General features: G+C 70.5%; 20 protein-coding genes and 2 pseudogenes. 11 read left to right on the plus strand and 11 right to left on the minus strand.

Features of this window, described 5'->3' with window-relative positions; all coding sequences use genetic code 11:
- Positions 1-52: 52 nt before the first annotated feature.
- From JQN83_RS28490 to JQN83_RS28505, 4 genes are all read right to left on the minus strand, one after another.
- On the minus strand, positions 53-3,031 hold the full coding sequence (locus JQN83_RS28490) for a PQQ-dependent sugar dehydrogenase (RefSeq protein WP_372444162.1): 2,979 nt from the start codon (positions 3,029-3,031) through the stop codon (positions 53-55).
- 165 nt (positions 3,032-3,196) lie between these two features.
- The gene (locus tag JQN83_RS28495; RefSeq protein WP_208570240.1) at positions 3,197-3,754 is read right to left on the minus strand and encodes a dihydrofolate reductase family protein; all 558 of its coding nucleotides are present in this window, start codon (positions 3,752-3,754) and stop codon (positions 3,197-3,199) included.
- 169 nt (positions 3,755-3,923) lie between these two features.
- A complete protein-coding gene (locus JQN83_RS28500) occupies positions 3,924-4,208 on the minus strand; it encodes an acyl carrier protein (protein ID WP_208570241.1) in 285 nt (94 codons plus the stop codon).
- On the minus strand, positions 4,209-5,804 hold the full coding sequence (locus JQN83_RS28505) for an amino acid adenylation domain-containing protein (protein WP_208570242.1): 1,596 nt from the start codon (positions 5,802-5,804) through the stop codon (positions 4,209-4,211).
- A 304-nt stretch (positions 5,805-6,108) separates the two neighbouring features.
- Here JQN83_RS28505 and JQN83_RS28510 point away from each other — a divergent pair, with 304 nt between their 5' ends.
- The 5 genes from JQN83_RS28510 to JQN83_RS28530 all read left to right on the plus strand — a co-directional run bounded on the left by JQN83_RS28510 (position 6,109) and on the right by JQN83_RS28530 (position 10,885).
- The gene (locus JQN83_RS28510) at positions 6,109-7,068 is read left to right on the plus strand and encodes a ferritin family protein (protein ID WP_208570243.1); all 960 of its coding nucleotides are present in this window, start codon (positions 6,109-6,111) and stop codon (positions 7,066-7,068) included.
- Between the two features lie 62 nt (positions 7,069-7,130).
- Positions 7,131-7,373, plus strand: a complete 243-nt coding sequence (locus JQN83_RS28515) for an acyl carrier protein (protein ID WP_208570244.1) — start codon at positions 7,131-7,133, stop codon at positions 7,371-7,373.
- A 7-nt stretch (positions 7,374-7,380) separates the two neighbouring features.
- Positions 7,381-9,099, plus strand: coding sequence for an AMP-binding protein (locus JQN83_RS28520; RefSeq protein ID WP_208570245.1), 1,719 nt, complete (start codon positions 7,381-7,383; stop codon positions 9,097-9,099).
- Positions 9,096-10,130 (plus strand): hypothetical protein, encoded by a 1,035-nt coding sequence (locus JQN83_RS28525; RefSeq protein ID WP_208570246.1) that lies wholly within the window; start codon positions 9,096-9,098, stop codon positions 10,128-10,130. Before JQN83_RS28520 ends, JQN83_RS28525 begins: the two co-directional genes overlap by 4 nt.
- Positions 10,127-10,885, plus strand: coding sequence for a hypothetical protein (locus JQN83_RS28530; RefSeq protein ID WP_208570247.1), 759 nt, complete (start codon positions 10,127-10,129; stop codon positions 10,883-10,885). Before JQN83_RS28525 ends, JQN83_RS28530 begins: the two co-directional genes overlap by 4 nt.
- Before the next feature lie 306 nt (positions 10,886-11,191).
- Here the strand turns inward: JQN83_RS28530 and JQN83_RS28535 are convergent, their stop codons facing one another.
- From JQN83_RS28535 to JQN83_RS28545, 3 genes are read right to left on the minus strand one after another with little or no spacing between them, the layout of a single operon-like run.
- Positions 11,192-11,695 carry a DinB family protein gene (locus JQN83_RS28535; protein ID WP_208570248.1) on the minus strand — a complete coding sequence of 168 codons (504 nt, stop codon included), beginning with the start codon at positions 11,693-11,695 and terminating at the stop codon, positions 11,192-11,194.
- Positions 11,695-12,333 carry an SAM-dependent methyltransferase gene (locus tag JQN83_RS28540; protein ID WP_307799843.1) on the minus strand — a complete coding sequence of 213 codons (639 nt, stop codon included), beginning with the start codon at positions 12,331-12,333 and terminating at the stop codon, positions 11,695-11,697. Before JQN83_RS28540 ends, JQN83_RS28535 begins: the two co-directional genes overlap by 1 nt.
- Positions 12,330-13,394, minus strand: a complete 1,065-nt coding sequence (locus JQN83_RS28545; RefSeq protein ID WP_208570249.1) for an alpha/beta fold hydrolase — start codon at positions 13,392-13,394, stop codon at positions 12,330-12,332. The genes JQN83_RS28540 and JQN83_RS28545 overlap by 4 nt, the downstream gene beginning before the upstream one ends.
- Positions 13,395-13,474: 80 nt before the next feature.
- On the opposite strand from JQN83_RS28545, the gene JQN83_RS28550 reads away from it, so the two are divergent.
- On the plus strand, positions 13,475-14,062 hold the full coding sequence (locus JQN83_RS28550; RefSeq protein ID WP_208570250.1) for a helix-turn-helix domain-containing protein: 588 nt from the start codon (positions 13,475-13,477) through the stop codon (positions 14,060-14,062).
- A 104-nt stretch (positions 14,063-14,166) separates the two neighbouring features.
- Here the strand turns inward: JQN83_RS28550 and JQN83_RS28555 are convergent, their stop codons facing one another.
- From JQN83_RS28555 to JQN83_RS28565, 3 genes are all read right to left on the minus strand, one after another.
- On the minus strand, positions 14,167-17,082 hold the full coding sequence (locus JQN83_RS28555) for an ATP-binding protein (protein WP_208570251.1): 2,916 nt from the start codon (positions 17,080-17,082) through the stop codon (positions 14,167-14,169).
- Complete coding sequence (locus JQN83_RS28560; RefSeq protein ID WP_208570252.1) at positions 17,012-17,473, minus strand: hypothetical protein; 462 nt, start codon at positions 17,471-17,473, stop codon at positions 17,012-17,014. Before JQN83_RS28560 ends, JQN83_RS28555 begins: the two co-directional genes overlap by 71 nt.
- Before the next feature lie 209 nt (positions 17,474-17,682).
- The gene (locus JQN83_RS28565) at positions 17,683-18,339 is read right to left on the minus strand and encodes a CatB-related O-acetyltransferase (RefSeq protein WP_208570253.1); all 657 of its coding nucleotides are present in this window, start codon (positions 18,337-18,339) and stop codon (positions 17,683-17,685) included.
- A 48-nt stretch (positions 18,340-18,387) separates the two neighbouring features.
- On the opposite strand from JQN83_RS28565, the gene JQN83_RS28570 reads away from it, so the two are divergent.
- A complete protein-coding gene (locus JQN83_RS28570; protein ID WP_208570254.1) occupies positions 18,388-19,020 on the plus strand; it encodes a TetR/AcrR family transcriptional regulator in 633 nt (210 codons plus the stop codon).
- 42 nt (positions 19,021-19,062) lie between these two features.
- Here the strand turns inward: JQN83_RS28570 and JQN83_RS28575 are convergent, their stop codons facing one another.
- Positions 19,063-19,593 (minus strand): hypothetical protein, encoded by a 531-nt coding sequence (locus tag JQN83_RS28575; RefSeq protein ID WP_208570255.1) that lies wholly within the window; start codon positions 19,591-19,593, stop codon positions 19,063-19,065.
- An 849-nt stretch (positions 19,594-20,442) separates the two neighbouring features.
- Between JQN83_RS28575 and JQN83_RS33500 the strand changes: the two are divergent.
- The 4 genes and pseudogenes from JQN83_RS33500 to JQN83_RS28590 form a co-directional block, all read left to right on the plus strand.
- A pseudogene (locus JQN83_RS33500) lies at positions 20,443-21,696 on the plus strand (glycosyl hydrolase family 28 protein); the annotation flags it as partial.
- A gap of 81 nt (positions 21,697-21,777) precedes the next feature.
- Positions 21,778-22,215: pseudogene (locus tag JQN83_RS28580) on the plus strand (cellulose binding domain-containing protein); the annotation flags it as partial.
- 507 nt (positions 22,216-22,722) lie between these two features.
- Positions 22,723-24,129 (plus strand): NAD(P)/FAD-dependent oxidoreductase, encoded by a 1,407-nt coding sequence (locus JQN83_RS28585; protein ID WP_208570256.1) that lies wholly within the window; start codon positions 22,723-22,725, stop codon positions 24,127-24,129.
- Positions 24,130-24,584: 455 nt separating this feature from the next.
- Positions 24,585-25,802, plus strand: coding sequence for a chitosanase (locus tag JQN83_RS28590; protein ID WP_208570257.1), 1,218 nt, complete (start codon positions 24,585-24,587; stop codon positions 25,800-25,802).
- Positions 25,803-25,845: the final 43 nt, after the last annotated feature.

Below are 25,845 nucleotides of genomic sequence, written 5' to 3' on the forward strand. Positions count from 1 at the left end.
ACGGGGGTGGAGGGTGGTGCCGGGGCACCCGTGGGGTGCCCCGGCGGGCGGGTTACGGCAGGGTCCATTTCTGGTTGGCGGCGGCGAGGCAGGTCCACAGGTGGACGGCCTGGCCGTCGGTGGCGCTGTTGTCGGACACGTCGAGGCACTTGCCGGACTGCGGGTTGCGCAGCGTGCCGTCGGTCTGGGCGGACCAGTTCTGTGCCGCGGTGCCGTTGCAGGTCCAGAGTTGGATCTTGGTGCCGTCGGCGGTGCCCCCGCCGGAGATGTCCAGGCACTTGCCCAGTGCCTTGACGGTGCTGTTCGGGGTGACAGTCCAGGTCTGGGCGGCGGTGCCGTTGCAGGTGTAGATCTGGATCTGGGTGCCGTCGGCGGTGGCGGCGTTGCGGACGTCCAGGCACTTGCCGCCGAGCCCGACGATCGGGCCGGTACCGGGGGTGCCGCCGGTGACGAACGTGAACGTGTCGAGGTCGAACAGCGCCCCCGTACCCCCGGCGAAGGTGAGATAGAGCGTGCCGGTGCTGGCCGGTGCGCCGGAGAGGGTGCCGGTGACGGTGGTGAAGGTCTCCCAGCCGCCGGTGACCGGGACGGTCGCCTGACCCAGCACGGTGCCGGTGGGCGAACCCGTCCGCACCTGGAGGGTGCCGCCGACGCCGTTGGAGGAGACCCGGGCGCTGAACGAGGTGGCCTTGTCCAGCCGGTACGGCTCGAACGCGATCCAGTCGCCGTTGTCGATGCTGCCGACGGTCCGGCCGCCCTCGGCCGTGGCCTTGTCGTAGAGGGTCACCCCGGAGGAGGTCTTGAGGTGCTCGGCTTGGCGCTTGCGCGGCTGGAGGGTGTGCTGCCGGTGGGTGGTCAGCCCACCGGCGTCGGTGTACTCGGCGTCGAAGACGGCGAAGATGTTCGCCGCGTCGTCGTGCTCGCCGTCGACCGGGATGGTGATCGTGCCGGAGCAGCCGTTCTTCGCGGTGATCTGGTGACCGTGCTGGTCGTGGCCGAGCACGTAGGTCATCCTGACCCTGGCGCAGTCGATGGTGCCGTCCTCCGGGTCGGTGACGGTGATGCTGAACGGCACCGTGTCGCCGTAGGAGAACAGCGAACCGTTCGCCGGGCCGGTGATGGTGACCGTCGGGGCGGTGTTGCCGACGCCGATCTGCACGCTGGCCGTGCCGGTCGCGCCCTGCGGGTCCCGGACGGTCAGGGTGACGTTGTAGGTGCCGTTGGCGGTGAACGTCTTGCTGGGGTTGGCCGCCGTGGAGGTGGTGCCGTCACCGAACGCCCACGAGTAGCTCAACGCCCCGCCCTCCGGGTCCGAGGACCCGGCCGACGAGAAGTTCACCGTCAGTGGGGCCGCCCCGGAGGTCTTGTCGGCGGCGGCGACGGCGGTCGGCGCGCGGTTGCCACCGCCGACGTAGTCGTACCGGTACAGGGCCGAGTTGGCGTCACCGTTGAAGTAGCCGGTGCCGTAGTCGAGGACGTACAGCGCGCCGTCCGGGCCGAACGCGGAGTCCATCACCTGCTTGCCGTTCCAGGGGAACGAGGCGTCGATGGCGCCCCGGGAGCCGTCGGCGTTGACGTGGATCGGTTTGATCCAGCCCCGGCCCAGCTCGGTGGCGAAGAACTGGCCGTCGAAGGACTGCGGGAACTTCGTGGTGGACGGGTTCGACGCGCTGTAGCGGTAGACCGGGCCGGCCATCGGCGACTCGGAGCCGCCGCCGAACTCCGCCGGGGTGCCGGCGTCGCCGGCGTACCGGATCCAGGCCGGCTGCGCCCCTGGCAGGGTGGGCAGGCCGGTGTTGCGGAACGAGTTGTTGGTCGGCCCGCCGGTGCAGTTGTACTTGGCCCCTGCGGTGCCGGCGGCGAAGTCCCACTCCGCGTACGTCTCGGCGGCGGTGTTGGTGCCGGTGCAGTACGGCCAGCCGTAGTTGCCCGGCCCGGTCACCCGGTTGAACTCGACCTGCCCGCTGGGGCCGCGCGCGCCGGTGGTGCCGGCATCCGGGCCGTAGTCGCCGACGTAGACGACCCCGGTGGCCCTGTCCACGCTCATCCGGAACGGGTTGCGGAACCCCATCGCGTAGATCTCCGGGCGGGTCCGCGCGGTGCCCGGGGTGAACATGTTCCCGGCCGGGACCGAGTAGCTCCCGTCCGCGTTCACCTTGATCCGCAGGATCTTGCCGCGCAGGTCGTTGCTGTTGGCCGCGCTGCGCTGCGCGTCGTACGCGGGGTTGCGGTTGGTCCGTTCGTCGATCGGCGCGTACCCGGCGGAGTCGAACGGGTTGCTGTCGTCGCCGGTCGACAGGTACAGGTTCCCGGCCGCGTCGAAGTCGATGTCCCCGCCGACGTGGCAGCAGATGCCCCGGTCGGCCGGCACGTCCAGGATGGTGACCTGGCTGGACGTGTTCAGCGTCCAGTTGGCGTTGAGGGTGAACCGGGACAGCCGGTTCACGCCCTGCCAGGCGGAGAAGTCCGTGCCGGTGGCCGGGGCGTCCCCGGCGGGGGTGGACAGCGGCGGGGCGTAGTACAGGTAGACGTGCCGGTTGGTGGTGAAGTTCGGGTCCACCCCGACGCCTTGGAGGCCCTCCTCGTCGTGGGTGTAGACGGGGATCGTGCCCACCACGGTGGTGGTGCCGGCGGCGTCGGTGCGCCGCAGCGTGCCGTTGCGGGCGGTGTGCAGCACCGACCGGTCGGGCAGCACCGCGATGGTCATCGGCTCGCCGACCTCGGGCTCGCCCTTGGCGAGAGTGACCTGCTGGAAGTCGGTGGGGTTGATGGTGTGGGCCTGGGCGGGGGTCGGGCTGCCGAGGGCGATCAGCCCGGCGGTGGCCACGAGTAGTAGTGCGGAGCTGACCGACGCCGTTCGCCGGCCGATTGCGCCATCGTGTGCGGACACTGGCTGTCCGTCCCTTCCTGACCTGCGGTTGCCAGGGCGGGGCGCGCGCCGTCGCGCCGGATGCCGTAGCGGGGGAGGGGGCGATGGGTCACCGCGCCGCCGGTTCACCTCGCTGAAACACTTCCGTGATGGCGAAGACATTAAGCTGTTTCGATCCCGCTGTCCATGCCTTCTGTCGAACCACAGCGGACTTTCCCCCGAACCGCAAAAAGTCCCCGTCGTCGCAGCGCGGGGCCGAGACGACGGGGACGGAAGGAGAGCGGTCCACGCGACGGTGGCCGTGGACGATCCCGTGGACTGTGGTGATCAGCCGGCGCGGCGGTAGTGCATGGCCACCGCGCCGTTGCGGAGCGGCTGCGCCGAGATCAACTCGAGCTGGCGCGTGCCGGGCAGCCCGCTCTCGTACAGCGTCGGGCCGTGGCCGGCGATCCGGGGGTGGACGAGCATCCGGTACTCGTCGATCAGGTCCAGCCGGTCCAGCTCGGCCGCGAGACCGACGCTGCCGAGGAGAATCCCGGCCGGGGTCGCGTCCTTGATCTTCTGTATGCCTTCGCGCAGGTCGCCGGTGATGTGGTGGCTGTTGGTCCAGGGGAAGTCGGTGCGCGTCATCGACACCACGTACTTCGGTTTGGACTCCAGCGTGACCGCCCACTCCGTCGTCGTCGGTGGGGCTTCCAGGTCACCACGGGCGACGGCCGGCCAGAAGCTCTCCATCATCTCGTAGGTGACGCGGCCCCACAGCATCGCCCCGCTCTCGTCCAGAAGTCGGGTGAAGAGCGCGTGTGTCTCGTCGTCGACGATCCCCTCCTGGTGGTCGACGCAACCGTCCAGGGTGACGTTGATGCTGAAGGTGAGCAGTCCCATGGCCGGCGAGTCTAACCCCGCTGACGGCGCGGTCCGGCCACGACATGCACGTCGAGACAGCGCCGAAGTGCGGTCCGCCGCAGCACCGTCCGCTGGTCGGTGAGGGCCGACCGTGGTTGGTCGGTGCAGGCGCGCACGGACGAGGTCGGCGCTGTCCGGCGCGACCGGATCAACCCACGGTCTGCCCGGTGCGCGGGGAGGGATCGCCCATCAGGTCCTGGACCACGGCCCACAGGTGGCCGGCACCGGAGAACAACGCGGGGTCGAACACCTCGTCGCCGAAGTCGACACCGAACTCCTTCTCCAACTCCGCCAGGAGCGCTGTCGCCCGCAACGAGTCCAGGCCGAGGTCGACGAGCGGCTCCGCCGGGATGTCCTGATCCGCGGAGAGCGCCGCCAGGTAACGGCGCAGGATCGCCTCGAACGGCGTCGGCCAGGTGGTGGGTGACGACATCTAGGTCTCCGTCCTGGGCGGGGCCGCATCGGCATGGTCGAGGAACCGTCGGGTCAGCGCCGGATAGTCGATCTTGCCGTTGCTGTTCGTGTCGATCGCGTCCACCGCGAGCCACCGCGTCGGCAACATGTACGGGGGCAACGTCCGGGCCAGTGCGGACCGTACCGCCGCGTGGTCCGGCGGCCGGTCGCCGGCGGCCACGTAGGCGAGGCCGATCTCGCGCCCGGCGGCCTCGGGGGAGTCCACCGCCACGATCGCCACGTCGGCGAACTCCGACAGTTGCCGCGCCACCCGCGCGATCTCGTCCAGTTCGACCCGGTAACCGCGGGACTTGATCTGCCGGTCACCACGACCGTGGAAGTGGGCGAGCCCCTGCTCGTCGATGCTGGCCCGGTCCCCGGTGCGGTACCAGCGGGTGGAGTCGTCACCCTCGACGGTGCCGAACACCGCCGCCGTCTCCGTCGGGCTCCGCCAGTACCCCGGGCTGAGTCCGACCCCGGCAATGTGGAGGTCACCGACCATGCCGGTCGGCAGCGGCCGGCGGTGTTCGTCGAACACCCCCAGGCGCTCACCGGGCAGCGCGGTGCCGATCGGCACGTCGGCACCCGGTGCCGGCATCGACCCGACGTCGTAGTAACTGCTCGCGACAGTGGTCTCGGTGGGCCCGTAGAGGTTGGTGAACCGCACGTGCGGCAGGTTCGCCATCCAGTGGCGCAGGCCGTCGACCGGAAAGGCGTCCCCGCACCAGATCAACCGGCGAAGCTCCGGCATGTCCCGTACCACCCCACGGTTGGCCATCGCCATGAGAACCGACGGCACGGACGACCACTGGGTCAGCCGCGACTCACGGATGAACCGCGCCAGCAGATCAGGTACGAGGTTGTAGTGCGCCGGGACCAGGTGCAGCGACGCGCCGGCCGCCACGGCCGAGTAGATGTCGAGTACGGAGAAGTCGAACGACAGGGCCGAGTGGCAGGAGAGCCGGTCCACGCTGGTCAGTCCGAAGTGTTCCCGCGCCCAGGAAGCCAGCCACAGCACGCTCTCGTGCGTGATCGGCACCCCCTTCGGCACCCCTGTCGAACCTGAGGTGAAGAGCAGGTACGCGAGGTCGGTGGCGGTCGGTTCGGTGGCCGGTGGCGTGGCCGGTGCGGCGGCGATCTCGGCCGCCACGACGTCCTGCGGTCGCCGGGCCTCCGGCGGCGGATCGGTGAGCCAGACCGTGACGGCCGACGGACCGTCCCAGCACTGCCGGAGCAGGCGGTGGGTGGCGGCGTCACCGATGGTCAACCGTGGCTCGGCCGCGACGATCCGGGGCCGCAGCCGGGCCGGCGGACCGGCGGTGTCCAACGGAACGTAGACGCCGCGGCACTTCAACACCGCGAAGATGGCGCAGATCGCCGCGGCGGACCGGGGGAGCAGGAGGACGACCCGGTCACCCGGCCGGAGTCCACGGGCCGCCAGGACGTGGGCGAGGCGGCTGCTCTCCCGCTCCAGGTCGCCGTAGGTCAGCACACCGCCCTCGTCGGCCACCGCCACACTCGACGCATCACGCTCGGCCTGTTCGCGGACCAGGTCGACGAGGCTGCCACGTGCCACGGCCGGTATCCCCATGGCGGGCCTCCCCTCCGGACCTCGTAGTCGGTGACACCGACGAAAATTCCTGCCTTTCTACCACACGAACATTTCCACAGAGGACACGGCGACGCACGGTCGGAGCACAGCGAACTCGCTGCCCGAGCTCCTGTTCAAGCAGTGTCCGAGACCCTGCTTGACACCCGGCACCCGCTCGCCGATTCTCTAGGTGATCACTGGTCGATGTCGATCCTCCGGTCGATCCCACTGCCGGCTGCCACCGGTGCGGCCCCGTGACGCAGGGCGGCCACGGGAAAGGAGTCCCACGGTGACGGCCGTTCTCGACGAACAGCTCATCGACGACCGGGAGACCACTCCCGAGAGCCTGTACCTGCGCTGGGAGCGGCAGAACTGGTCCACCCAGGACCTGGCGATGGCCGCCGACCGACCGGCGTGGCAGGCGCTGCGGCCCTTCCTCCACCAGGAACTCAGGGCCGCTCTCGTCGAACTCGCCGTCGGTGAGGTCGCCGTCGCCCGACTACTGACCCCCCTGGTGTACGCGGCCCCCACCCAGGCCGCCCAGTTCTACCTCTCCAGCCAGCTCGTGGACGAGAGCCGCCACAGCATCTTCTTCCTCGGCTACCTCCAGGCGGTGGAGGGATCCACCGAGCCAACCCACGCGTACGCGCGACGGTGCCGGGCGGACGCCTCCGCCGCCACCGTGGAGCTGTTCGACGCGTACCTGCTGGAACAGACCGAACGGGTACGCCGCGACCCGGACGACCTCGACGCCTGGTACGCCGCGGTGACCACCTACCACGTGGTGGCCGAGGGGGCCCTCGCGTTGGTCGTGCTCCGCTCGGTGGCCGAAGCGGTCCGCCGTTGCGGGCAGTTGCCCGTGCTGGCCGAGGGACTGCGCAACGTGATCCGCGACGAGTCCCGGCACGTCGGTTTCGGCGTCTGGGCGATGCGCCACGCGGTGGTCGACGGTCGCCGCCGGCTCGTCGGCGACCAGGTCCTCGACGCCGTCCCGTACGTGGTCCACGTGCTGGTCGGACCGGAGCGGCGCAACCCGTCGGCGCTGCCGATGGTGGTGCGGGCCCGCGGCCGGCAACTACGCGACCAGTGGGACACCGCCCGGGACGCGCTGCTGCGTCGCGTGCGCGCCGCCGGTCTCGACGACGTCGACGCACAGGTCACCGAGGTGTGGCACGCCGCCGAGGAGCGGGCCGTCGCCGACTACGAGAACCGTCACGGCGTGCCACATCCGATCCGGAGCCTGAACTGAGGAAACCGGAGCCCGAACTCAGGAAACCGGAGCCCGAACTGAGGAAAAAGGGAGAAAGTCCGATGGCAGAGCCCGTCGAGGTGACGGTCCGCCAACTGGTGGCCAGCATGGCACCCCACCCGGGCGGGGACGTCACCGACGGCCAGCGACTCGTCGACGACCTGCACTTCGACTCGCTCGCACTGATCGAACTGGCGGTCGCGTTGGAGAGAAGGTTCGACCTGGCACCGATCTCCGACGACGAGGCGATGGACGTCGTCACGGTCGCCGACGTGGTGGCGCTGGTCAGCCAGGCAACCGGATGACGACACCATGAGCCTGACCGGCTGGCTCACCGAGCCGCGCACCGGCCACGGGCTGCGGGTGGCCACCGACGACGCCGGTTGGGCCCGGCACGACTTCCCCTCGCTCGCCGCCGCTGCACTGGCCGTGGCGGGACTGCTGCGCCACACGGGACTGCGCCGGGGTGAGGTGGTCTCGCTCCTGCTGGTGTCACCGGAGACGTTCCTGGCCGGCTTCTTCGGGGTGCTGGCAGCCGGTGGTGTGGTCAACCCGATGCCACCGCCCGCCGGGCTCGGCGCGGGTGCGGCGTACCCGGAGCAACTGACCCACCTGATGCGGGTCGCCGGCACCCACACCGTGCTCGTCGACCCGCACCTGGCCGGGACCGCCCGCAGCGCCGCAGCCGCCGCCGGACTGGCGGTGACCGTGCTGACCGTCGCGGGTCCCGACCAGCCGGGCGACGTGCGGCCGGGCCGTCCCGCCACGCCTGCCGTCGACGACCCGACGCCACCGGCCGGGGACGAGGTGGCACTGGTCCAGTTCACCTCCGGATCGTCCGGCCACCCCCGGGCGGTGGCGATCCGCGCCGACAACCTCCTGGCCAACATCACCGCGATCCGCCGCTGGCTCGACATGGGCGCTGCGGACGTGACCGCCACCTGGCTGCCGACCTACCACGACATGGGGCTGATCGGCTGCACCCTCGCTCCGGTGCTCAACCAGAGCGACATCCTGGCCATGCGACCGGACCAGTTCATCCGTTCGCCCCGACGCTGGCTGTCCTGCTTCGGCGAGTGGGGGGCGACGCTGACCGCCGCACCCACCTTCGGCTACGCCTACGCCGGCCGGCGGATCGGCCCGGCCGAGCTGGCCGGAATGGACTTCAGTCACTGGCGGGCCGCGATCGTCGGAGCCGAACGGGTCAGCCGACGCACCCTGGAGTCGTTCGCGGCGCTGCTCGGCCCGCACGGGTTCCGCACCCGCACCTTCCTCCCCGCGTACGGGCTGGCCGAGAACACCCTCGTCGCGACCGGCCTGCACCTGGCGCCACCACCGGTGGCGCTGCGGGTCGCCGGCGAGCTGCGCCCCGGCGAGCCGGTCGAGGTGAGCGCCGTCGAGGAGGTCGGGACCGACCCGTCGGCCGACGACGACTGGTTGATCGGCTGCGGCGATGCCCGCGACGGTGTCGCGGTGACCATCGTCGACGACGAGGGCCGACCGCTGCCGCCCGACGTCGTCGGGGAGATCGCACTGACCGGCCGGTCGATGGCCGCCGGATACCACGGGGCCGACGCCCCTGACGCCGCCTTCGCCGAGGGCCGGCTGCGCACCGGCGACCACGGCTTCCTCCACGACGGCCAACTGTTCGTCCTCGGCCGGGCCGGCGACAGCCTCAAGGTACGCGGACGCAACCTCTACGCGGAGGACCTGGAGGCCCGCCTCGCCGGCGTCGACGGCCTCTCCCCGGAACGCGTCGTGGTCCTGGCCGGGTCAGCCGGCCACACACCCGTACTGCACGCGCTGATCCGGCAGCGGCCGGGTCCGTGGGCCGCGGAGGTCGCGCGGATACTCGGCCGGGAGGGCGGCCCCGGCGTACGGGTCCGGGTGCTCAGCGTGCCCGCGCCCGCGGTGGCGCGTACCACCAGCGGCAAACCACGACGGCGGCCCATGTTCCGGGCCGCCACGGACGGCTCCCTCCCCGGCGAGGTGCTCTACGACTCCGCCGAGCCCGGGGCGTGGCCGCGGTGAGCGCGGTCACCGTGGCGGAGACCGACAGGTGGCTCGCCGCGCTGCGCCGCATCACCCTCGTCCCGCCGGCCCACCGCGAGGTCACCGTCGACCAGGCGGGCGCGCTGGGGCTGCTGCGTTGCTCCGCCGAGACGCTGGAGCTGCTGGTCGAAGCCGGGCTACCGGTCACCGGCGCGGGCGACGAACGGCGATTCTGCCACTACGACCTGATCAATCTGGGCCTCTACTCGGGCACCGGGAACAGCCTGCCGGAGATCGGCTGGGAGTTCGCGTTCCGGTTCTCCCTGAAGCCCGCCGCCACCTGGACGGAACCGAGGTCCTGGCGGATGACCGCGACGCTGCGGTGTCCGGACGGCGGATGCGGCGCGGACCCCGGCTGGCTGCTGCACCGACCGGTGCCGGAGCGCAGCGGTGGCACGGCCTCCGGCTGGACCAGCGCCGCCGGGCCCGTGACCCTGACCGACGACGAGGTACGGCTCCCGGCCGTACCCGACCTGGTCGCCGTCGAACTGGACCTGGTCACCGCCGGCCGGGCGGACCGGATCGTCTCCCCCCGGTTGGCCCGGCTCTTCGCCGGTATCCGCCACGGCGGACCGCGTTTCCAGATGCTGCCGTCCAGTTGGCAGGTCGACCCGGACGACACGCTCGCCAACGGGGTGGTCAACTGCGTCTCCGCCAGCCTGTATCTCGAACGGGAGTGCCGGGCCATGGGCTACGAGGCGTACGCCCGGCGGGGTTGGCTGATCGGGATGATGGACCTCGACCACGCCTGGCTGGAGGTGCGCGACGACGACGGCCGGGTCAAGGCGGTGGACCCGGTGATGGCGCTGCTGGCCCGACTGCTTCCCGGCGACCGGACCGCCTACGAGGATTTCTGCATCGGCTCCAGCCTCAACCGGGTGTTGCCCTGCGCCTGCCGGGCGGAGGGCCCGATGGCGGTACACCACTGCGCGGGCCGGACCCGTCCGGTCGCGGTGAGCACCACCATCAAGCCGCGGCGGCCCGGCCGACCACAGGGGCAGCTGCCGTGACCGTCGGGTCCAGGGTGTACCGCGCGGGCACCGAGGCGCGCTATCCGGCCATCACCCAGCGGGGCACCCTGAAACCGACCCAGCTGGTGCACCTCCTCGACGAGGTCTCCGCCGGCTGGTGGCAGGAGATGGCCGGCCTCGACCGCTGGTCCTACTTCGAACGGCACCGGGTCCGTGCCGTGGTGCGGTACGTGGAGGCCTACACCCCGCCGGTGCGGGTGCTCCCCGGAGCGCCGCTCGACGCCGAACTGGCCGTCACCCTCGGTCCTGACCGGCGTGGCTGGTACGGCGGGCACGACGAGCTGACCCTGCGCGCCGCCGACGGCACCGTGGTAGCGGTGTGGACCAGCAGATGGACCTGGTTGGACAGCGGCACCGGGGCACGACCCACACCGCGCACCGAGGCACCCCCGGGCTTCGGCGGCGACTCACCGCTGCTGCCGGAGTCGCCGCGACGACCCCGCAGCGGCGGAACCGAGACGGCGGGCTTCACCTTCAGCGACCGCGAGACGGATCTGAACGACCACGTCTTCTTCGCGTGCTACCTGGAGCGCGGCGAGAACGCGCTGGCCGACGCGGGGGTGCCGCCCGGCCGTACCGACACCAGCCGGTGCTGGTACCTGCGACCGGCGCGGGCCGGTCAGTCGATCACACCAGCGGTCACCAGGACCGAACGCGGGCACGTCGTCGAGCTGCGCTTCGGCCCCGGCGGTTTTCCGGCGGCGGTCTGTGAGTACACCAGCATCGAGCCGTGACCGACCCGGAGCCGTGGCGGGCCGAACGGGATCACGCCGAAGGCGACGCGATCCTGCGGAGGCGGGCCGACCGTCGGGGAGGCGCGGAGGTCGCCGCGCCTCCCCGACGGGTCAGCCCGTCAGCGCGGGCACCGGTTCGCGACGCAGAGCGGCAGGACGTTAGGTAGTCGTCGCGGCCGTCGCCGTTCAGGTGCGTGTCTTTCCGAGCGGCTGCCGAGGATATTTGACGGGCAATCTGCCGCCCGGCCGCCAATTATCGGCGCTTCCGGGCTGGCTGAGGGAGCTGGGAGTTTGCCGCAGTGACTGTCAGCGGCCGGTGGATCCGTCGATCCTCTCGCGGATGATGTCCGCGTGCCCCGCGTGGCGTCCGATCTCCTCGATCATGTGGACCAGCACCCATCGCTGCGACGGCGGCAGGGCGCCGCGGCCGGGCGGCCGGGGTGCCGGCTGGGTCAGATCGGTCCAGGTTTCGATGACCTGGTTCGCCTGCGCGATCGTTGCCCGGTAGCCGGCGAGCAGGCCGTCGACGGTGTCGTCACGAGTGGGCTGGAAAGTGCGGCGCATGTTGGTGATCGGTTCTTCGAGGAAGTAGAACCGCTCGACGGCGGTCATGTGTTTGATCAACCCGAGGAGGTTGGTGCCGGAGGGCACGCCGGCGGTGCGGACCTCGGGCTCCGGTACGCCGGCGACCTTGTCCATGATCGCATTGCGGAGGTAGTCGATGAAGCCGACCAGAGTGTCCTTCTCCCCGGGGGCGGTCCATCCGGGCCCGGTGTCCTTGCGTTTCCTGGTTCGGGTGGTCGGCGGCATCAGCTTCTCCGATCATGTCGTTGGATGAGCAGAACGTTGTCGGTGACGGTGGCGCTGCGGCCTCCCGGTCCGGTGGCCCGGCGGCGCGGCATGTCGGCGCGTACGACGGACCACCGGGTCGGGTCGAGGGCCAGCTCGGCTGCGGTCTCGCCGGGTGAGGGGTAGTGCGTGTCGGGATCTCTGTTCCACGACCAGGGCGCGGTCGAGCCGTGGTCGACGATCAGGAGACGACCGCCGGGGCGCAGCGCGTGCGCCGCGGTACGCAGTACCCGCGCGCGATCCAGCGCGAAGGGGGTGTGCAGGTACTGCGCGGAGATCAGGTCGAACTGCCCGTCAGGGAAGCTCCGGGCCAGATCGTGCTGTTCGCCGGTCACCCGGCCGTCGACGCCGAGTTGCCGGGCGCGTGCACGCACCCGTTCCACGGCGGCGGTTGAGATGTCCACGGCGGTGACCTGCCAGCCATGCCGGGCAAGCCAGATGGTGTCGCCGCCGGCGCCACATCCCAGGTCGAGGGCATCGCCGGGAGGCAGTGTCCCGGCTGTCTCCTCCAGCACCGGGTTGGGGTGCCCGACGCCGCCGCCGCGCCGGGCGCGGTGGTGCTGTTCCCAGAACGACTCGGCATCGAGTGCACCGGTCACCGGTCCGCCCCCCTCGCGAAGAACGTCACCAGTTCGGTGGTGACGAATTCCGGGTTCTCCTGGATCAGCCAGTGCCCGGCCCTGGGCACCTCCACGGCGCGGGTGATGGTGGACATGAGGGGCCGGACCGTCGAGCGGGTGAAGTCGAGCGTGCCTTCGGCCGTCAGCAGCATCACCGGCATGGTGATCGGCTTCGCGGCCTTGTTGTCCCGTTCGTCCTGGTCCAGGGTGCGGTAAAGCTCAAACCCACCGGTCAGGACCTGCGGGCGCTGGTACGTGCGGGCGTACTCGTCGATCTGTTGTGCGGTGAAGGGAGCCTCCGCGCCCGGCCCGCCGAAGCTGACCCCACCGTAGGCAACATACCCGTAGAAAAGAGACAGATAGCCACGGACGTCGTCGTCGACCAGCAACTCGGGGAACCCGTCCTGGTGGTGGAACGACATGTGCCAGCTCGCCTGCCGGTAGGCGCTCGCGCTGAGGGCGGGGCCGGGCATCGGATAGTCGAGGTGGGCGTACTTGACGACCTCGTCCGGGAACTGTGTGGCGTACTGGAACGCCACACCGGCACCGAGATCATGGCCGGCCAGGTTGATCTTCTTCAGCCCCAGCTTGTCGACGAGCAACCGGTGGACGTAGCGGGCCAGGGTCGCCTTGTCGTAACTGGACGGCGCACCCTCGCTGTCGCCGAGTCCCGGCAGGTCAAGCGCATACACGGTGTACTTCTCGGCGAGCGCCGGCATGATCTCGCGCCACGAGTACCACGACTGGGGCCAGCCGTGCAGGAGGACGAGCGGCTCGCCCGTGCCGCCGGTGACGTAGTGCATCGTCACGCCGTCGACGTCGGCTGTCTCGTGGGTGAACTGACGGTTGAACGGGGCATCATCCCGGGTGGCCGCGTCGTGACCTGCCGCGATGGTGGCGCTCGCCTGCTGTGCCGTCGTGTTCTGCGCCCTGCCTCCGGTGGTCGTGCACGCTGTCGCCAGGACGAGCGCGACCGTGGCGGCCGCGACGGTGCGCGACCACCGTGTTGCTGGTCTCGCAGTTGCTGCTGATGTGAGCATCGGTTGTCTACCTCCGCTGCCAGCATGACCAGCAGTGTTGCCTATTTGCGAGAAACGTTGCGGATCCGCATCATGGGTCCATGAACGTCACGTCGCACGACGTCCTCGCGGGCGTCGGCCCACGCCTGCACGCACTACGCAAGGCCCGGAACATCTCCCTGGCCGCCCTGGCGGCAGAGACCGGCCTGACCGCAAGCACGCTGTCGCGTCTCGAGAACGGGAAACTGCGCCCGACGCTGGAGCAACTCCTGCCGCTGGCGCGGGCGCACGGCGTCCCGCTCGACGAACTGGTCGCGGCCCCGCCCACCGGCGATCCACGCATCCACCTGCGGCCGGTACGGCGGTCCGGCTTCACCGTCGTGCCGCTGACCAGACGTCCCGGAGGCATCCAGGCCTACAAGGTGATCTATCCACCGGCCGGCAGATCGGCCGCGACGACACTGCAGACCCACGAGGGGTACGAATGGTTCTACGTACTCAACGGGCATGTCAGGCTCGTCCTCGGTGACCAGGAATACCAGCTGGGCCCCGGCGAAGCCGCAGAGTTCGACACCCGCATCCCGCACCAGATCGGCAGCGCCGACGCTCAGGCCGCAGAGCTGCTCACCCTCTTCAGTGCCCAGGGCGAACGCGCCCACCTGTCGCCCTCCCTGACATCTCCCACCTGAACGACCCGGCTCCGGAGCAGACACCTCACCCGAGCCAGGCCGAGGGTGGCGCGACCAGCCACAACATCCTTCGCAGAAACGGCCCAGGAGCTCGGCTACCCCGCCTACGTGCCGTCCGGCACGCCGGGCCCGACCCGCAGCGACCTGCCCGACCGGGCATCGGCGAACATGAGCCCCATCAGAACGACGAACGCCGCCTGATGGAACTCCGGCGGGAAGATCCCCGGCGGGATCGTTCCCGGGTGAAGATTGCCGAGCCACCGCTGCACCAGCGCGGCGCTCTCGTGTTCGTCGACGCCGGCGAACACCTCGACCGCCCGTTCATAGGGGCGTCGAACCTCGTCGACCGGCCCCGTGTCGAGCAAGGCCAGGCAGAGGCCGAGCAGCGCTTTGCCTTCGCGGTACCGGTCGCCGACCGTCCGGAAGATACCGGCGGCCCGGGAATGGGCGACGGCCGCGTCCCCGCACCGCCCCGCCGCCCGCAGATTGTTGCCGAGGTTGTTCGAGGCGACACCCTCGCCCGGCCGGTCACCAGTCTCGCGACACGCCTCCACTGCCAGTTCGTAGGCCTCGGCGGCATCGTCGAACCGTTCCGCGTCCTGCAGGGCCACACCGAGGTTGCTCAGCGCGATGCCCTCGCTGCGCCGGTCGCCGGCCTCGCGGTACGCCTGCGCCGCCCGGGTGTGGGCGGCTGCCGCCTCGGCACACCGTCCACCTCTGCGCAGAGTCAGACCGAGGCCGGTCAACGCCAAGCCTTCGTCGTCCCGGTCACCGCTGTCCCCGAAGAGCTCGACGGCCCGGGTGTGTGCGACGACCGCCTCGTCGAACCGCCGCACCGCCCGCAGCGCCGAGCCCAGATGGTGCCGTGCCTCAGCTTCGTGGTGCCGGTCGTCGAGCTCGCTGAAGATGTCAGCGGCTCGGGTGTGCACGGCGATGGCCCGCTCGTGCTGCTGCATCCCCTGCAGGTCCGCGCCGAGGTTGTTCAAGGCGAGAGCCTCACCCTGCCGATCCCCGGTCTCGCGACAGATCCCGGCGGCCCGGGTGTGGGCGGTGACCGCCTCGTCGAACCGCTCCACCGCCCGCAGCGCCTGGCCGATATTGTTCAGCGCCGTGCCCTCGCTGTGCCGGGCGTCGATCTCACGATAGATGTCCAACGCCCGGGTATGGGCGGCGATCGCCTCGTCGAACCGCTCCACCGCCCGCAGTGCCAGGCCGAGATTGTTCAGCGCCACGCCGACGTCGTGCCGGTCACCGGTCTCCCCGATGAGCTCGACCGCCCGGGTGTGGGCGGTGACGGCCTCGTCGGACCGGCCCGCCTCGTTGAGGGCCGCGCCGAGGTGGCTCAGCGCCATGCCTTCGCCGTGCCGGTCCCCGGCCTCCCGGCAGAGGGCACGGAAGCTGTCGGTGACCGTGATCAGCTCCGACAGATACCGACGGAACGACAGGAACGTGTACAGGAGCGACGCCAGTCCGATGCTGGCCGTGCGGTGCCCGTGCGTCGCCGCGGTCGTACAGACGGCAATCAGATTGGGCCGTTCGACCTCCAACCAGGCCAACGCCTGTGCCCGCGTGGAAAAGGTGACCGTGACCGGGGGCGGCTGCATCTGCCCGGCGGCGGCGTAGGTGGTCTCGATCCGGGCCAGAGCGTCCTCCGGGACGGAGCGCGCGGCGAGCGCGGCGGCGACCGACGGAGGCTCCAGCTGGACACTGGCGGCGGCGGTGGTCGCGACGTAGTAGGTGAACAGCCGGGCACGGGCGGCATCCGGAGCATCGGCCCCGGCGGCCGAGTCCGACTGCTCCTCGGCGTAGAGGCGGACCAGGTCGTGCATCCGCCATCGCCCCCAGCTGGGGCCGGCCTCGACGAGGTGGGCCCGGGCCAGGTCCGCCAGCAGCGTCTCGGCCCGCTGCGCATCGGTGTCGACCAGGCATGCGGCGGCCTCCGTGCCGACCTCGGGGCCGGGGTTGACCGGCAGCAGTCGAAACAGGCGGGCCTGGGTGGGGTTCAGCTGCCGGTAGGAGAGGTCGAACGCGGCGCGCACCGCACGGTCCTCCCGGGTCAGCCGGTCCAGCCGGGTGTGTGCGGCGCGCAACGCCCCCGCGAGGGAGGCCAGCGTACGGGTGCCGGGATCGGCCAGCAGACCGGCGGCGATGTGCAGCGCCAGGGGCAGGCCCGCGCACAGTCCGGCGATCTCGGCAGCGGCCTGCGGCTCATCGTGCCCCCTGCTGTCGGCCGGGCCGCGCAGCTGTCCCAACTGGTCGACCAGGAGCCGAACGGACGTCTCGACGTCCAACACGTCGAGGTCGTGCAGTCGGGCCCCGACCGCCAGGGTGTGTCGGGAGGTGATCAATGTGGCGGTGCTGTCGTCGCTCGGCAGCAGCGGGGTCACCTGGGCGGCGGTGGCCGCATTGTCGATCACGAGCAGCAGCCGCCGGTCCTGTGCGGCATAGGCGGCCAGCACGCTGCGGAACAACGCACTGCGGTCCTGCTCGCCAGCGGGGATGTACTCGCCGGGCAGCCCCAGTGCCTGCAACAGGCCGAGCAGTGCCGCGCCGGGCGACAGGCTCCGTTGCGGGTCGTAGCCGGACAGGTCCACGAACAGCACTCCGCCCGGGAACCACCCCGGCTGTCGTCGGGCCCGGGTGGCGGCCTGCACGACCAGCTCGGTCTTGCCGACCCCGGCCAGACCGGCCACCGCCGAGACCGGTCCCGCTCCGGTGCTCCCGCCGGGAGCCAGCTCCCTGAGCAGCAGCTCGACCTCGGTTTCCCGACCGGTGAAGGACGTCGTGGCCCGGGGGAGCCCGGCGGGGGTGACCTGAGGCGGCAGGGTCACGTTGATGGTGTGACCCTGAATCACCACGTTGAGGAACACCCCACCCGTGATCGTGTTCGAGGTCGCTCCGTCCGTCCGCCGGCCGAAGAGCCGGCGTCCGAACCCGTCGCCCTTCACGTCACCCTGCCCGGGACGGGTCGGCACCGTCGTCGGCAGCCGGCGGGTCTGCTGGCTGCCGGACGACGTCACGGGCCTGGACGACCGGGCCTCGGTACGTGCCGGCCGTGATCGTGTTGGTCACCGCACCCTCGGCGGCCGCCCGGGAGGCCGGGGCGGGCGGGACCCCGAGCGTCAGGTCACGGGCCTGGATGACCGACTGGGCAAACTCGCCACCCTGGATCGTGTTGTCGACCCGACCGGCGGGCCCGGGCCCGGCCTGCGGCGTGGCCCTGCGGGTCGCCGCCGCGGTGTAGGCCGTCAGCGCCAACCCCAGCACGGTGGCGAAGATCCCCAGCGTGCTGGCCCACTTGTCGGCCTCCGTCACGCCGACCCGGACGAACGCCACGCCGAGGCCGACCAGGCCCAGCGAGCAGAGCGTGCCGGCCGCCCACCCGGCGATCTTCGTGTTACGACGGGTCATCGTTCCATTGTCTAGGGTCACCGCCACCGGTGGAATACAGCCGGGGCGGCGGGCGACGTTCGGCCGGCGGCCGGTGGTCGGTGCTCCGGCGGCGAGACCGCGGAGGATGGGGGCGAGCCCCGCCTCGAAGGCGGTTTCGTGGCCGATGGGCGGCAGGCCCGCGCTGTCCGTCGGTGTCGGTCACGGCGTATTCCCGCAGGGGGCGGACTTCACCGGGCCGGTGCCAACCCGTTCTCGACGGCGATGCGTTCGATCTCGGCGGGTGTGCCCGTCATCAGGGCGCGGCAGTGCCAGTTGACCAGGTCGGCGGGCCAGTCCCACCACGCGGCCCGTCGCAGCCGGTGGATGTCGTCGTCGTCGAAGCGCTGCCGGATCGGCCGCGCCGGGTTACCGCCGACGATCGTGTAGGCCGGCACGTCGGTGGTGACCACCGCACCGGCGGCGATGATCGCCCCGTCGCCGATGCGTACGCCCGGCATGACCGTCGCCCGGTAGCCGAACCACACGTCGTTGCCGATGACGGTGTCACCCCGGCTGGGCATGGCGGTCACGACGTCGAGGGTCCGCTCGGCCCATTCGCCGCCGAAGAGGGTGAACGGGAAGGTCGACGGACCCGTGACCGGGTGGTCGCCCCCGGCCATCAGGAACCGCGTGCCTGCCGCTATCGCGCAGAACCTACCGATGACCAGCTGTTCCGGCCCGAAGTGGTAGAGCACGTTGCGCTGCTCGAAGCCGGTCGCGTCGTCGGGATCGTCGTAGTACGTGTAGTCCCCGACGGTGATCTTGGGGGAGGTGACCAGCGGTTTGAGGAACACCACCCGGGGATGCGTCGCCACCGGGTGGAGGGTCATCGGGTCGGGCGTCATGGCGGACCTCGCTCGTTAAGGCTACGGCTGTAGCGATAGCATCGTGGCATGGCGTCGCCACGACCGACAAGCGATCACCCCGCCGAGGCGGTGACCGACCGCGCGCGCCGACCCGGCGGACGCAGCGCAGCGGTCCGCCGGCGCGTACTCGACGCCGCGCTCGCCCAGTTGGTGCAGCACGGCTACGACTCCCTGAGCATCGACGTGGTGGCCGAGCGCTCGGGTGTCCACCGCACGACGGTCTACCGACGCTGGCGGGACGTCGGCGGCCTGCTGGCCGACGTCCTGAACGAGGCGAGCGTCGACGCCTGGCGCCCACCCGACACCGGCTCACTCGAAGGTGACCTCGTCGCGGCCAACCACGAGGTGTACGCGGCACTGACCACCGACCCGGTGACCGTCGCGCTCATCGGCGCGTCCTTCCGGTCCGACCAGGCCGCCGAGGCCCTACGCGCCTTCTGGGTCGACCGCTACGACCGCTGCGCCGACATCACCCGGCGTGCTGTCGAACGCGGTGAGATCCCGGCGGGCACCGACAGCCGTCAACTGCTCGTCGCCGCAACCGCCCCGCTGTACCACGAACTCCTCCTCCTGCGGGCGGCCAGCGACGCCGACCTTCCCGAACGCGTCGCCCGCAGCGTCGCCACCGCCGCCCGCGCGGGCGCCTACGCCCACCGGTAGCACGCCAGCGAACCCGGGCCGGACCCGCAGCGATCACGTGGGTCAGTCGGGACGACGCTCACCCCCGGCGTCGGCCAGACCATCGACGAGCAGCTGCGCCTCGTCGGTCGAGATGGCCATCGTGGTGCTGAGCAGGTCGACGGCCTGTTCGCGGTGCCCGGCCTCCACGAGTGCCGCGATCCGCAGCCAGGCGAACGCGTCGACCATCGCGTCGGGTGGCGCGGATCGCCCCTCCAGCGGGACGGTGGGGTCCTGAGCCGACCGGTCCGCCGCCGGATGATCCACGGTGGCGGGGGAGGCCGTGTCCGCGGTGGACGCGGCAGCAGTCAGCGGGTCGGACGGGACGTCGTCAGCGGTGGTGGCCCGGGCGGCGGCTTCGTGTCTGCGGGCGTCGGCGATCCGGGTGGCCGCGTCCCACTGGCGGGTGTCCGCGCCCGGGGACGCGGCGGCAGCGGCCCGGGCCTGCAGCTCGCGTACCTGGGAGCCCAGCAGGTCCCGGCTGCCGCCACGGCAACGCAGGATCATCGTGATCACCGTGATGAGCACGACCGCGACGACGAACCCCAGCACCACCTGGTCACCAGGATTCCCTGCATCGTGTTGGAGTCACCGCGAGCGGGCAGAAAGTTTCAGATCTTTCTCCGATATTTTCCAGTCGTCACCTTGCATCTCATTGACGAATATCCATGTCAGGCGTTAGCGTCGGTTCCGAAAGAGTTTCTTGAGGAGGCTCTCTGCCTCGGCTCCACCTCTCTGGCCGCGAGGAAAAGCAACGATGGGCGGAGAGAAACCGAAAGGCCCGATCCGGAGCGCCGTTGGTCGCGGGAGGCTTGGCCGCGATGCCGACTGCTCGGCCGATCACCGCGGTCAGGGCTCACGCCGCCCCCGATGCCCGGTGCGTGTGCCGCCGCCGGTCGCCCCGGGGGTGGCGTGTCATCCAGGTGCGCAACGGCACCGCGGCTGCGGGCCGCCGACGGATGGAGCGCGGTGTCGAACCTCGGCCACGGCCCGATCGCCCTGACCAGGCGACACCGTGGCCCCGCGGCACCGAGTCGGCCGGCAAGCCACCACCCGAACACCCTGGCGGCCAGTCGCCTGCGCGACCGGGCACGCGCCCGTCCCGTCCCGTCCCCGAGAAGGGTCCCTATGAGGAACAAACGTCTCGCACTCTGGGCAACGATCGCTGCCCTGTCCCTCGGCGTTGTCGGGGTGGGTGCCCTGGTAGCGCCGGTCTACGGTGCGACCACCGCGGCCGAGGCCGGTGCGTCCGGCCTGGCCGCCGGCGGCTGCGTCGCTGATCCCGCCCTGCGCGGCGCGACGAAGAGTCCGCTCTACACCGTGACGGCGGACGCCACGCCGCTGTTCGTGGAGAAGATGACCAAGTACGCCCCCGAGATGCAGGTCCACTACGCCCACTGCTCCATGGCGGGGGCGGGAACGGCCACCTTCTCGGTCACCGTCGCCGAGGGCTTCAGCTCGTACACCGTCAGCCCCAAGAGCCGGAAGCTCGCCGTCGCCCGCAGCGGCAATACCATCACCTTCACCAGCGGCCCGAACTATCTGATCGTCCAGTTCGACACCAAGGAACTGCTGTTCGTCCTGATCGACGCGCCCGAAACGAACGCACCCCAGGTGGGGGACGCCAACGTCAAGAACCTCGCCGACTACGGCGTCGACAACACCGGGGCGACGCTGGTCACCTCCAAGATCCAAAGTGCCATCAACGCCGCGTCCGGGGCGACCCGCAACGTCCTCTACGTGCCGCCGGGCCGGTACCTGGTCGGTGAGCTGTGGATGAAGAGCAACATGACCCTGTACCTGGCAACCGGTGCGGTCCTCTACGGCTCGAACCAGAAGGCGGACTTCAACACCGGCAGCGGTGGGGTGAACATCGAGGGCATGCAGCACGCCTCGCTCCGGATGTTCCAGGTGCGAAACGCCAAGCTGCTGGGTGGCGGGGTCATCGACGGCAACGGGAAGTACCTGCGGGCCCAGGGCATCAACCTGGCCCTGCTGAAGATCGAAGAGAGTTCCGACATCCTGGTCGACGGCATCACCGTCCGCGACTCCAGCTACTGGAACACGCTCGTCTACCGCAGCGACCGGGTCACCATCAGGAACTACAAACTCATCAACTGCCGGCCCACGACGGGCTACAACAACACCGACGGCGTGGACTTCGACGAGTCGACCAACAGTCTGCTGTCCAACGCGTTCCTCTACACCGGTGACGACAACATGGCGACCAAGAACGAGTTCGCCAACAGCGGCACGGTCAACACCAAGAACGTCGTCCACGAGCACATCGTCTGCTACAGCAACTCCGCCTGCGCGAAGATCGGCACCAAGACCGAGGGAACGTCCATGGACGGTGTCGTCTTCCGCGACATCGACGTGGTGAAGGCGGGACGCTCGATGGTGATCGACGCGGTCGACACCGCCGTCGTGTCGAACACCCGGTGGGAGGACGTCAGGGTCGAACAGACCGACAGTCTGATCGACCTCCAGGAAGACCGGCCACCGTCCTGGCGAACGGTGAAGAACACCTCGACGATCCGCAACGCCTACTTCACGAACGTCTCCTCGGACGTGAAGAAGGTCGTCAACCTGCACGGACGCTCTTCGAGCGTCAACATCAGCGGCGTGCACTTCAGCAACTTCACCGTCCAGGGCAGGCCGGTCACCAGCCAGACCGACTCGGACGCGACCTGGAACATCAACGCCTATGTCTCGAACATCACCTTCTCCACGACCCCCCCGACCACGCCGCCGCCGACGACCCCGCCGCCCACCACGCCTCCGCCGACCACGCCGCCCCCGACCACCACGCCGCCCACCACGCCGCCCCCGACCACCACGCCGCCGCCGAGCCAGTCCGGCGCCTGCGAGGTGGGCTACACGATGAACTCCTGGAGCGACGGGTTCACCGCCAGCATCCGCATCACCAACCGGGGCACCTCGGCGATCGACGGCTGGACCCTGGCGTTCACCCTGCCCAACGGGCAATCCGTCACCAACGGCTGGAACGCCACCTACACCGGTTCCAGCGGTCAGGTCTCCGCCCGCAACGTCTCGTACAACGCGACGCTGGCAGCGGGCGGGTCCACCGACATCGGCTTCCAGGCCACCCACACCGGCAACACCGGCGAGCCCGACTCCTTCACCCTCAACGGCATCAGCTGCGCCATCTCCTGACCTGACCAGCGAACCGGCCGGTGTGGCCGCATCCCGTCTCGGGACGCGGCCACACCGGCCGCCGTAGGGGCGGGTGATCCGGTGCACCGCCGGTGCCGGTGCGTGCGCTGAGCACGGTGCGTCCGCCCGGGTCATGCCCCGGTCGACCCGGGCGGGATCGCGTCCGGCCCGATGGCGCGTCCCCGTCGACCGCGGCGGGCGGCAGTTTGTTCACAGCATTGGAATACCGGAGTTAACCCGGTTCTCGGTTTATCGCAGAATCAAGACGATCGTCGATGCCTTCATGTACGATCGTCTATCGGTGACGTACGAGGACGGGGATCTTCCGTGCTGCATGGCCGGTACCACCCCTGATGTCGGCTGCGGCCCTGGTCGCACCAATGGAAGCGTTCCGCCGGTGTCCGGCTGTGGCGGCTGGCTGAGCCGCAGTTCGGCTCCCGGGGAAAGACGTCGTCTTCGCGTCGTCGGCGACCCCATCCATGGCCAGAACGGCGAGGTGGCAGTGACATGAAGGTTCTCGTAATCGGCGGTGGCCCGGCTGGTAGCACCGCGGCGACAGCGATGGCCCAGTCCGGACTCGACGTGCGGCTCATCGAGAGCGCCCACTTTCCGCGATACCACGTGGGTGAGTCGCTCACGCCGTCGTGCCGGGTGGTGCTGGACGTCATCGGCATGTCGAAAGTCATCGACGACTATGGTTTCGTGAAGAAGAACGGCGGCGTCATCCACTGGGATGACGACCAGTGGGCGTTCGACTGGCAGGCGCAGTCCGGAGTGCAGTCGTGGCAGGTGGATCGCAGCGAGTTCGACATGCTGCTGCTGGAGCACGCCCGCCAGAACGGGGTTGCCGTCACCACCGGCGTCACCGGTCGTTCAGTTAAGTTCGCCGACGGCCGGCCCGTGGCCGTGGAGTGCTCCTCGGAGCACGGTGAATCGTTCACCCTGGATGATTTCGACTTTCTGATTGACGCCACCGGCCGTAACGGGCTGCTCAGCACCCGTCACTTCGGCAACCGTGAGCCGCTGAGCAACCTGCGGAACGTCGGCATCTGGGGCTACTGGACCGGCGCCAGGCTGCTGCCCGAGACGCCGACCGGAGGAATCAACATCATTTCCTCGCCGGAGGGTTGGTACTGGGTGATCCCCATGGCCGGCGGACGGATGAGTATCGGTTACGTCACCACCAAGGACGCCTTCGCCCGTGACCGTTCCGAGCATCCGTCGTCGGACGACCTGTACCGGCACCTGATCGCCGCCTCGCCGACCGTGGCGGATCTGACCGCCGGGGCGGCGTTCCTGGGCACCACCAGGGTCGAGACCGACTACTCGTACATCGCGGATCAGTTCTGCGGGCCGGGTTACGCGATCGTGGGCGACGCCGCGTGCTTCCTGGACCCGCTCCTGTCCACCGGCGTGCATCTGGCGCTCTACAGCGCGCTGACCGCGGCGGCGTGCGTCGCTTCGATGGACCGTGGCGAGGTCAGTGAAGCGGAGGCCCTCAGGTTCTTCGAATTCGCCTACCGTCGTGCTTACATGCGTCTCTTCGCGCTGGTGAGCATCATGTACGAGCGCTATCTCGGTAAGGACGGCTTCTTCCTCACGTCGGACCGGTTGATCGGAGACGAGCAGGCTGCGCAGGCGGATGAAGGTGTCTCCTCCCGTTCCTTCGCGGAGATCATCGGTGGCCTGTCCGACCTGCGTGAGGCGGCCAACTCGTCCACCCGTGTCATCACCGATCAACTGCGGGACGAGGCGGTGCGGGTGCAGCTGCGGGCCGTACGCGCACCGGACTCCGTCGGGCCCGACTTCACCCCGGTCCGTGGCAACCCGCTCTCCGATGCGGAGTCGGCTGACTACCGCCTCGTCACCAGCCCGCACCTCGGCCTTGAGCGGGTCCGTGAGACGCCTGCCTGAAAGCGCTCACGGTCGCTCCAGCCCTGTCCCGACGGTCCGCGCCTGACCCGGGCTCGGCAGGCCGCGCCTGACCCGGGCTGGGCCGGCTGCGCCTGACCCGGGCGCGGCAGGCCGCGCCTGACCCCGGCTGGGCCGGCTGCGCCTGTCGTGCAGGTCGTGACGTGCCGACTGTGCGCGCCCAGGTCATGGTGGCGTAGCTGACCGTGGTTGCCCTGGCCGTGCGGCCAGGGCAACCTGGGGGCTGTACGGCCAGGACGACCCGGGGCCGTGCGGGAGGGGGCGCCGGGTCGGGCCGGCGTTGCGGACTCGTGCGGTCTTCCTCCCTGTTTGACAGCCGATGGACGTACTGCTAGTTGTTAATAGAGTTTCCTAATTCCTGCGGTGCCCGCCTGGGCGAACGTCGCGTCCGGGCACCGACCGGCCGGCGGCCTGCCGCCCTTCCCCCGAGGAACGCCATGGTGCGCAGAAGAACAGTCGCCTACACGGTGGGCACCCTGCTGACCGGCATCGCGGCGGTCGGCTACGGCCTGCCGTCGGCCAGCGCCGCGGCCGCCGGCCCGATCACCGGTCTGGCCGGTAGGTGCGTCGACGTGGCCGGTGCCAACCCGGCCAACGGCACGGCGGTGCAGCTCTACGACTGCAACGGCACGGCGGCCCAGACGTGGACGGTGGGCAACAGCGACAGCTCGATCCGCGCGCTCGGCAAGTGCCTCGACGTCACCGCCGCGTCGACCACCAACGGCACCAAGATCCAGCTGTACGACTGCAACGGCACCGGCGCCCAGAGATGGACCGCCGCCGGTGGTGGTGCCCTGGTCAACCCCGCCTCGGGCAAGTGTCTCGACGTGACCGACCACAGCACCGCGAACGGCGCCCGACTACAGATCTGGACCTGCGGTGGCACCGCCAACCAGCAGTGGACCCTCCCCGGCGGCGGCACCCCCACCCCGACCCCGACCGCCACCGCCCCGGCCGGCACCAACCTCGACGACCCGGCGAAGAAGGACGTCGCCATGCAGCTCGTCTCGGCGGCCGAGAACTCCTCGCTCGACTGGCGTGCCCAGTTCTCCTACATCGAGGACATCGGCGACGGTCGGGGCTACACCGCCGGCATCATCGGCTTCTGCTCCGGCACCGGCGACATGCTCGAACTGGTCCAGGCGTACACGAACACCAAGCCCGGCAACGTGCTGGCCGGCTACCTGCCGGCGCTGCGCGCCGTCAACGGCACCGCGTCGCACGCGGGCCTCGACCCGAACTACCCCCGCGACTGGCGCACCGCCGCCAACGACCCGGTGTTCCGCGCCGCCCAGGAGGCCGAACGGGACCGGGTCTACTTCACCCCGTCGGTCCGCGACGGGAAGAACGACGGGGTCCGGGCACTCGGCCAGTTCGCCTACTACGACGCGGCCGTCATGCACGGGTACGAGGGCATGCGGCAGATCCGCAGCCGCGCCCTCACCCGGGCGAAGCCCCCGGCACAGGGCGGCAACGAGCGGACCTGGCTCAACGCGTTCCTCGACGAGCGGGTCGTCGAGATGAAGAAGGAGGAGGCCCACTCGGACACCTCCCGCGTCGACACGGCCCAGCGGGTGTTCCTCGACAACGGCAACTTCGACCTGAACACGCCACTGGTCTTCGCCGTCTACGGCGACCAGTTCCGCATCGGCTGAAACGTGCCGTGCCACGGTGTGGTCCAGGGCGTCGGCGCGGTGC

Origin of the sequence: Micromonospora antibiotica (assembly GCF_017599305.1) — a bacterium.
GTDB classification, from domain to species: Bacteria; Actinomycetota; Actinomycetes; order Mycobacteriales; family Micromonosporaceae; genus Micromonospora; species Micromonospora antibiotica.

Excerpts from the sequence above, each read along its gene's own strand:
- JQN83_RS28490 (WP_372444162.1), bottom strand. The coding sequence starts at position 3,031 with ATGTCTTCGCCATCACGGAAGTGTTTCAGCGAGGTGAACCGGCGGCGC.
- JQN83_RS28495 (WP_208570240.1), bottom strand. The coding sequence starts at position 3,754 with ATGGGACTGCTCACCTTCAGCATCAACGTCACCCTGGACGGTTGCGTC.
- JQN83_RS28500 (WP_208570241.1), bottom strand. The coding sequence starts at position 4,208 with ATGTCGTCACCCACCACCTGGCCGACGCCGTTCGAGGCGATCCTGCGC.
- JQN83_RS28515 (WP_208570244.1), top strand. The coding sequence starts at position 7,131 with ATGGCAGAGCCCGTCGAGGTGACGGTCCGCCAACTGGTGGCCAGCATG.
- JQN83_RS28520 (WP_208570245.1), top strand. The coding sequence starts at position 7,381 with ATGAGCCTGACCGGCTGGCTCACCGAGCCGCGCACCGGCCACGGGCTG.
- JQN83_RS28535 (WP_208570248.1), bottom strand. The coding sequence starts at position 11,695 with ATGCCGCCGACCACCCGAACCAGGAAACGCAAGGACACCGGGCCCGGA.
- JQN83_RS28545 (WP_208570249.1), bottom strand. The coding sequence starts at position 13,394 with ATGCTCACATCAGCAGCAACTGCGAGACCAGCAACACGGTGGTCGCGC.
- JQN83_RS28550 (WP_208570250.1), top strand. The coding sequence starts at position 13,475 with ATGAACGTCACGTCGCACGACGTCCTCGCGGGCGTCGGCCCACGCCTG.
- JQN83_RS28560 (WP_208570252.1), bottom strand. The coding sequence starts at position 17,473 with ATGACCCGTCGTAACACGAAGATCGCCGGGTGGGCGGCCGGCACGCTC.
- JQN83_RS28565 (WP_208570253.1), bottom strand. The coding sequence starts at position 18,339 with ATGACGCCCGACCCGATGACCCTCCACCCGGTGGCGACGCATCCCCGG.
- JQN83_RS28570 (WP_208570254.1), top strand. The coding sequence starts at position 18,388 with ATGGCGTCGCCACGACCGACAAGCGATCACCCCGCCGAGGCGGTGACC.
- JQN83_RS28585 (WP_208570256.1), top strand. The coding sequence starts at position 22,723 with ATGAAGGTTCTCGTAATCGGCGGTGGCCCGGCTGGTAGCACCGCGGCG.
- JQN83_RS28590 (WP_208570257.1), top strand. The coding sequence starts at position 24,585 with ATGGTGCGCAGAAGAACAGTCGCCTACACGGTGGGCACCCTGCTGACC.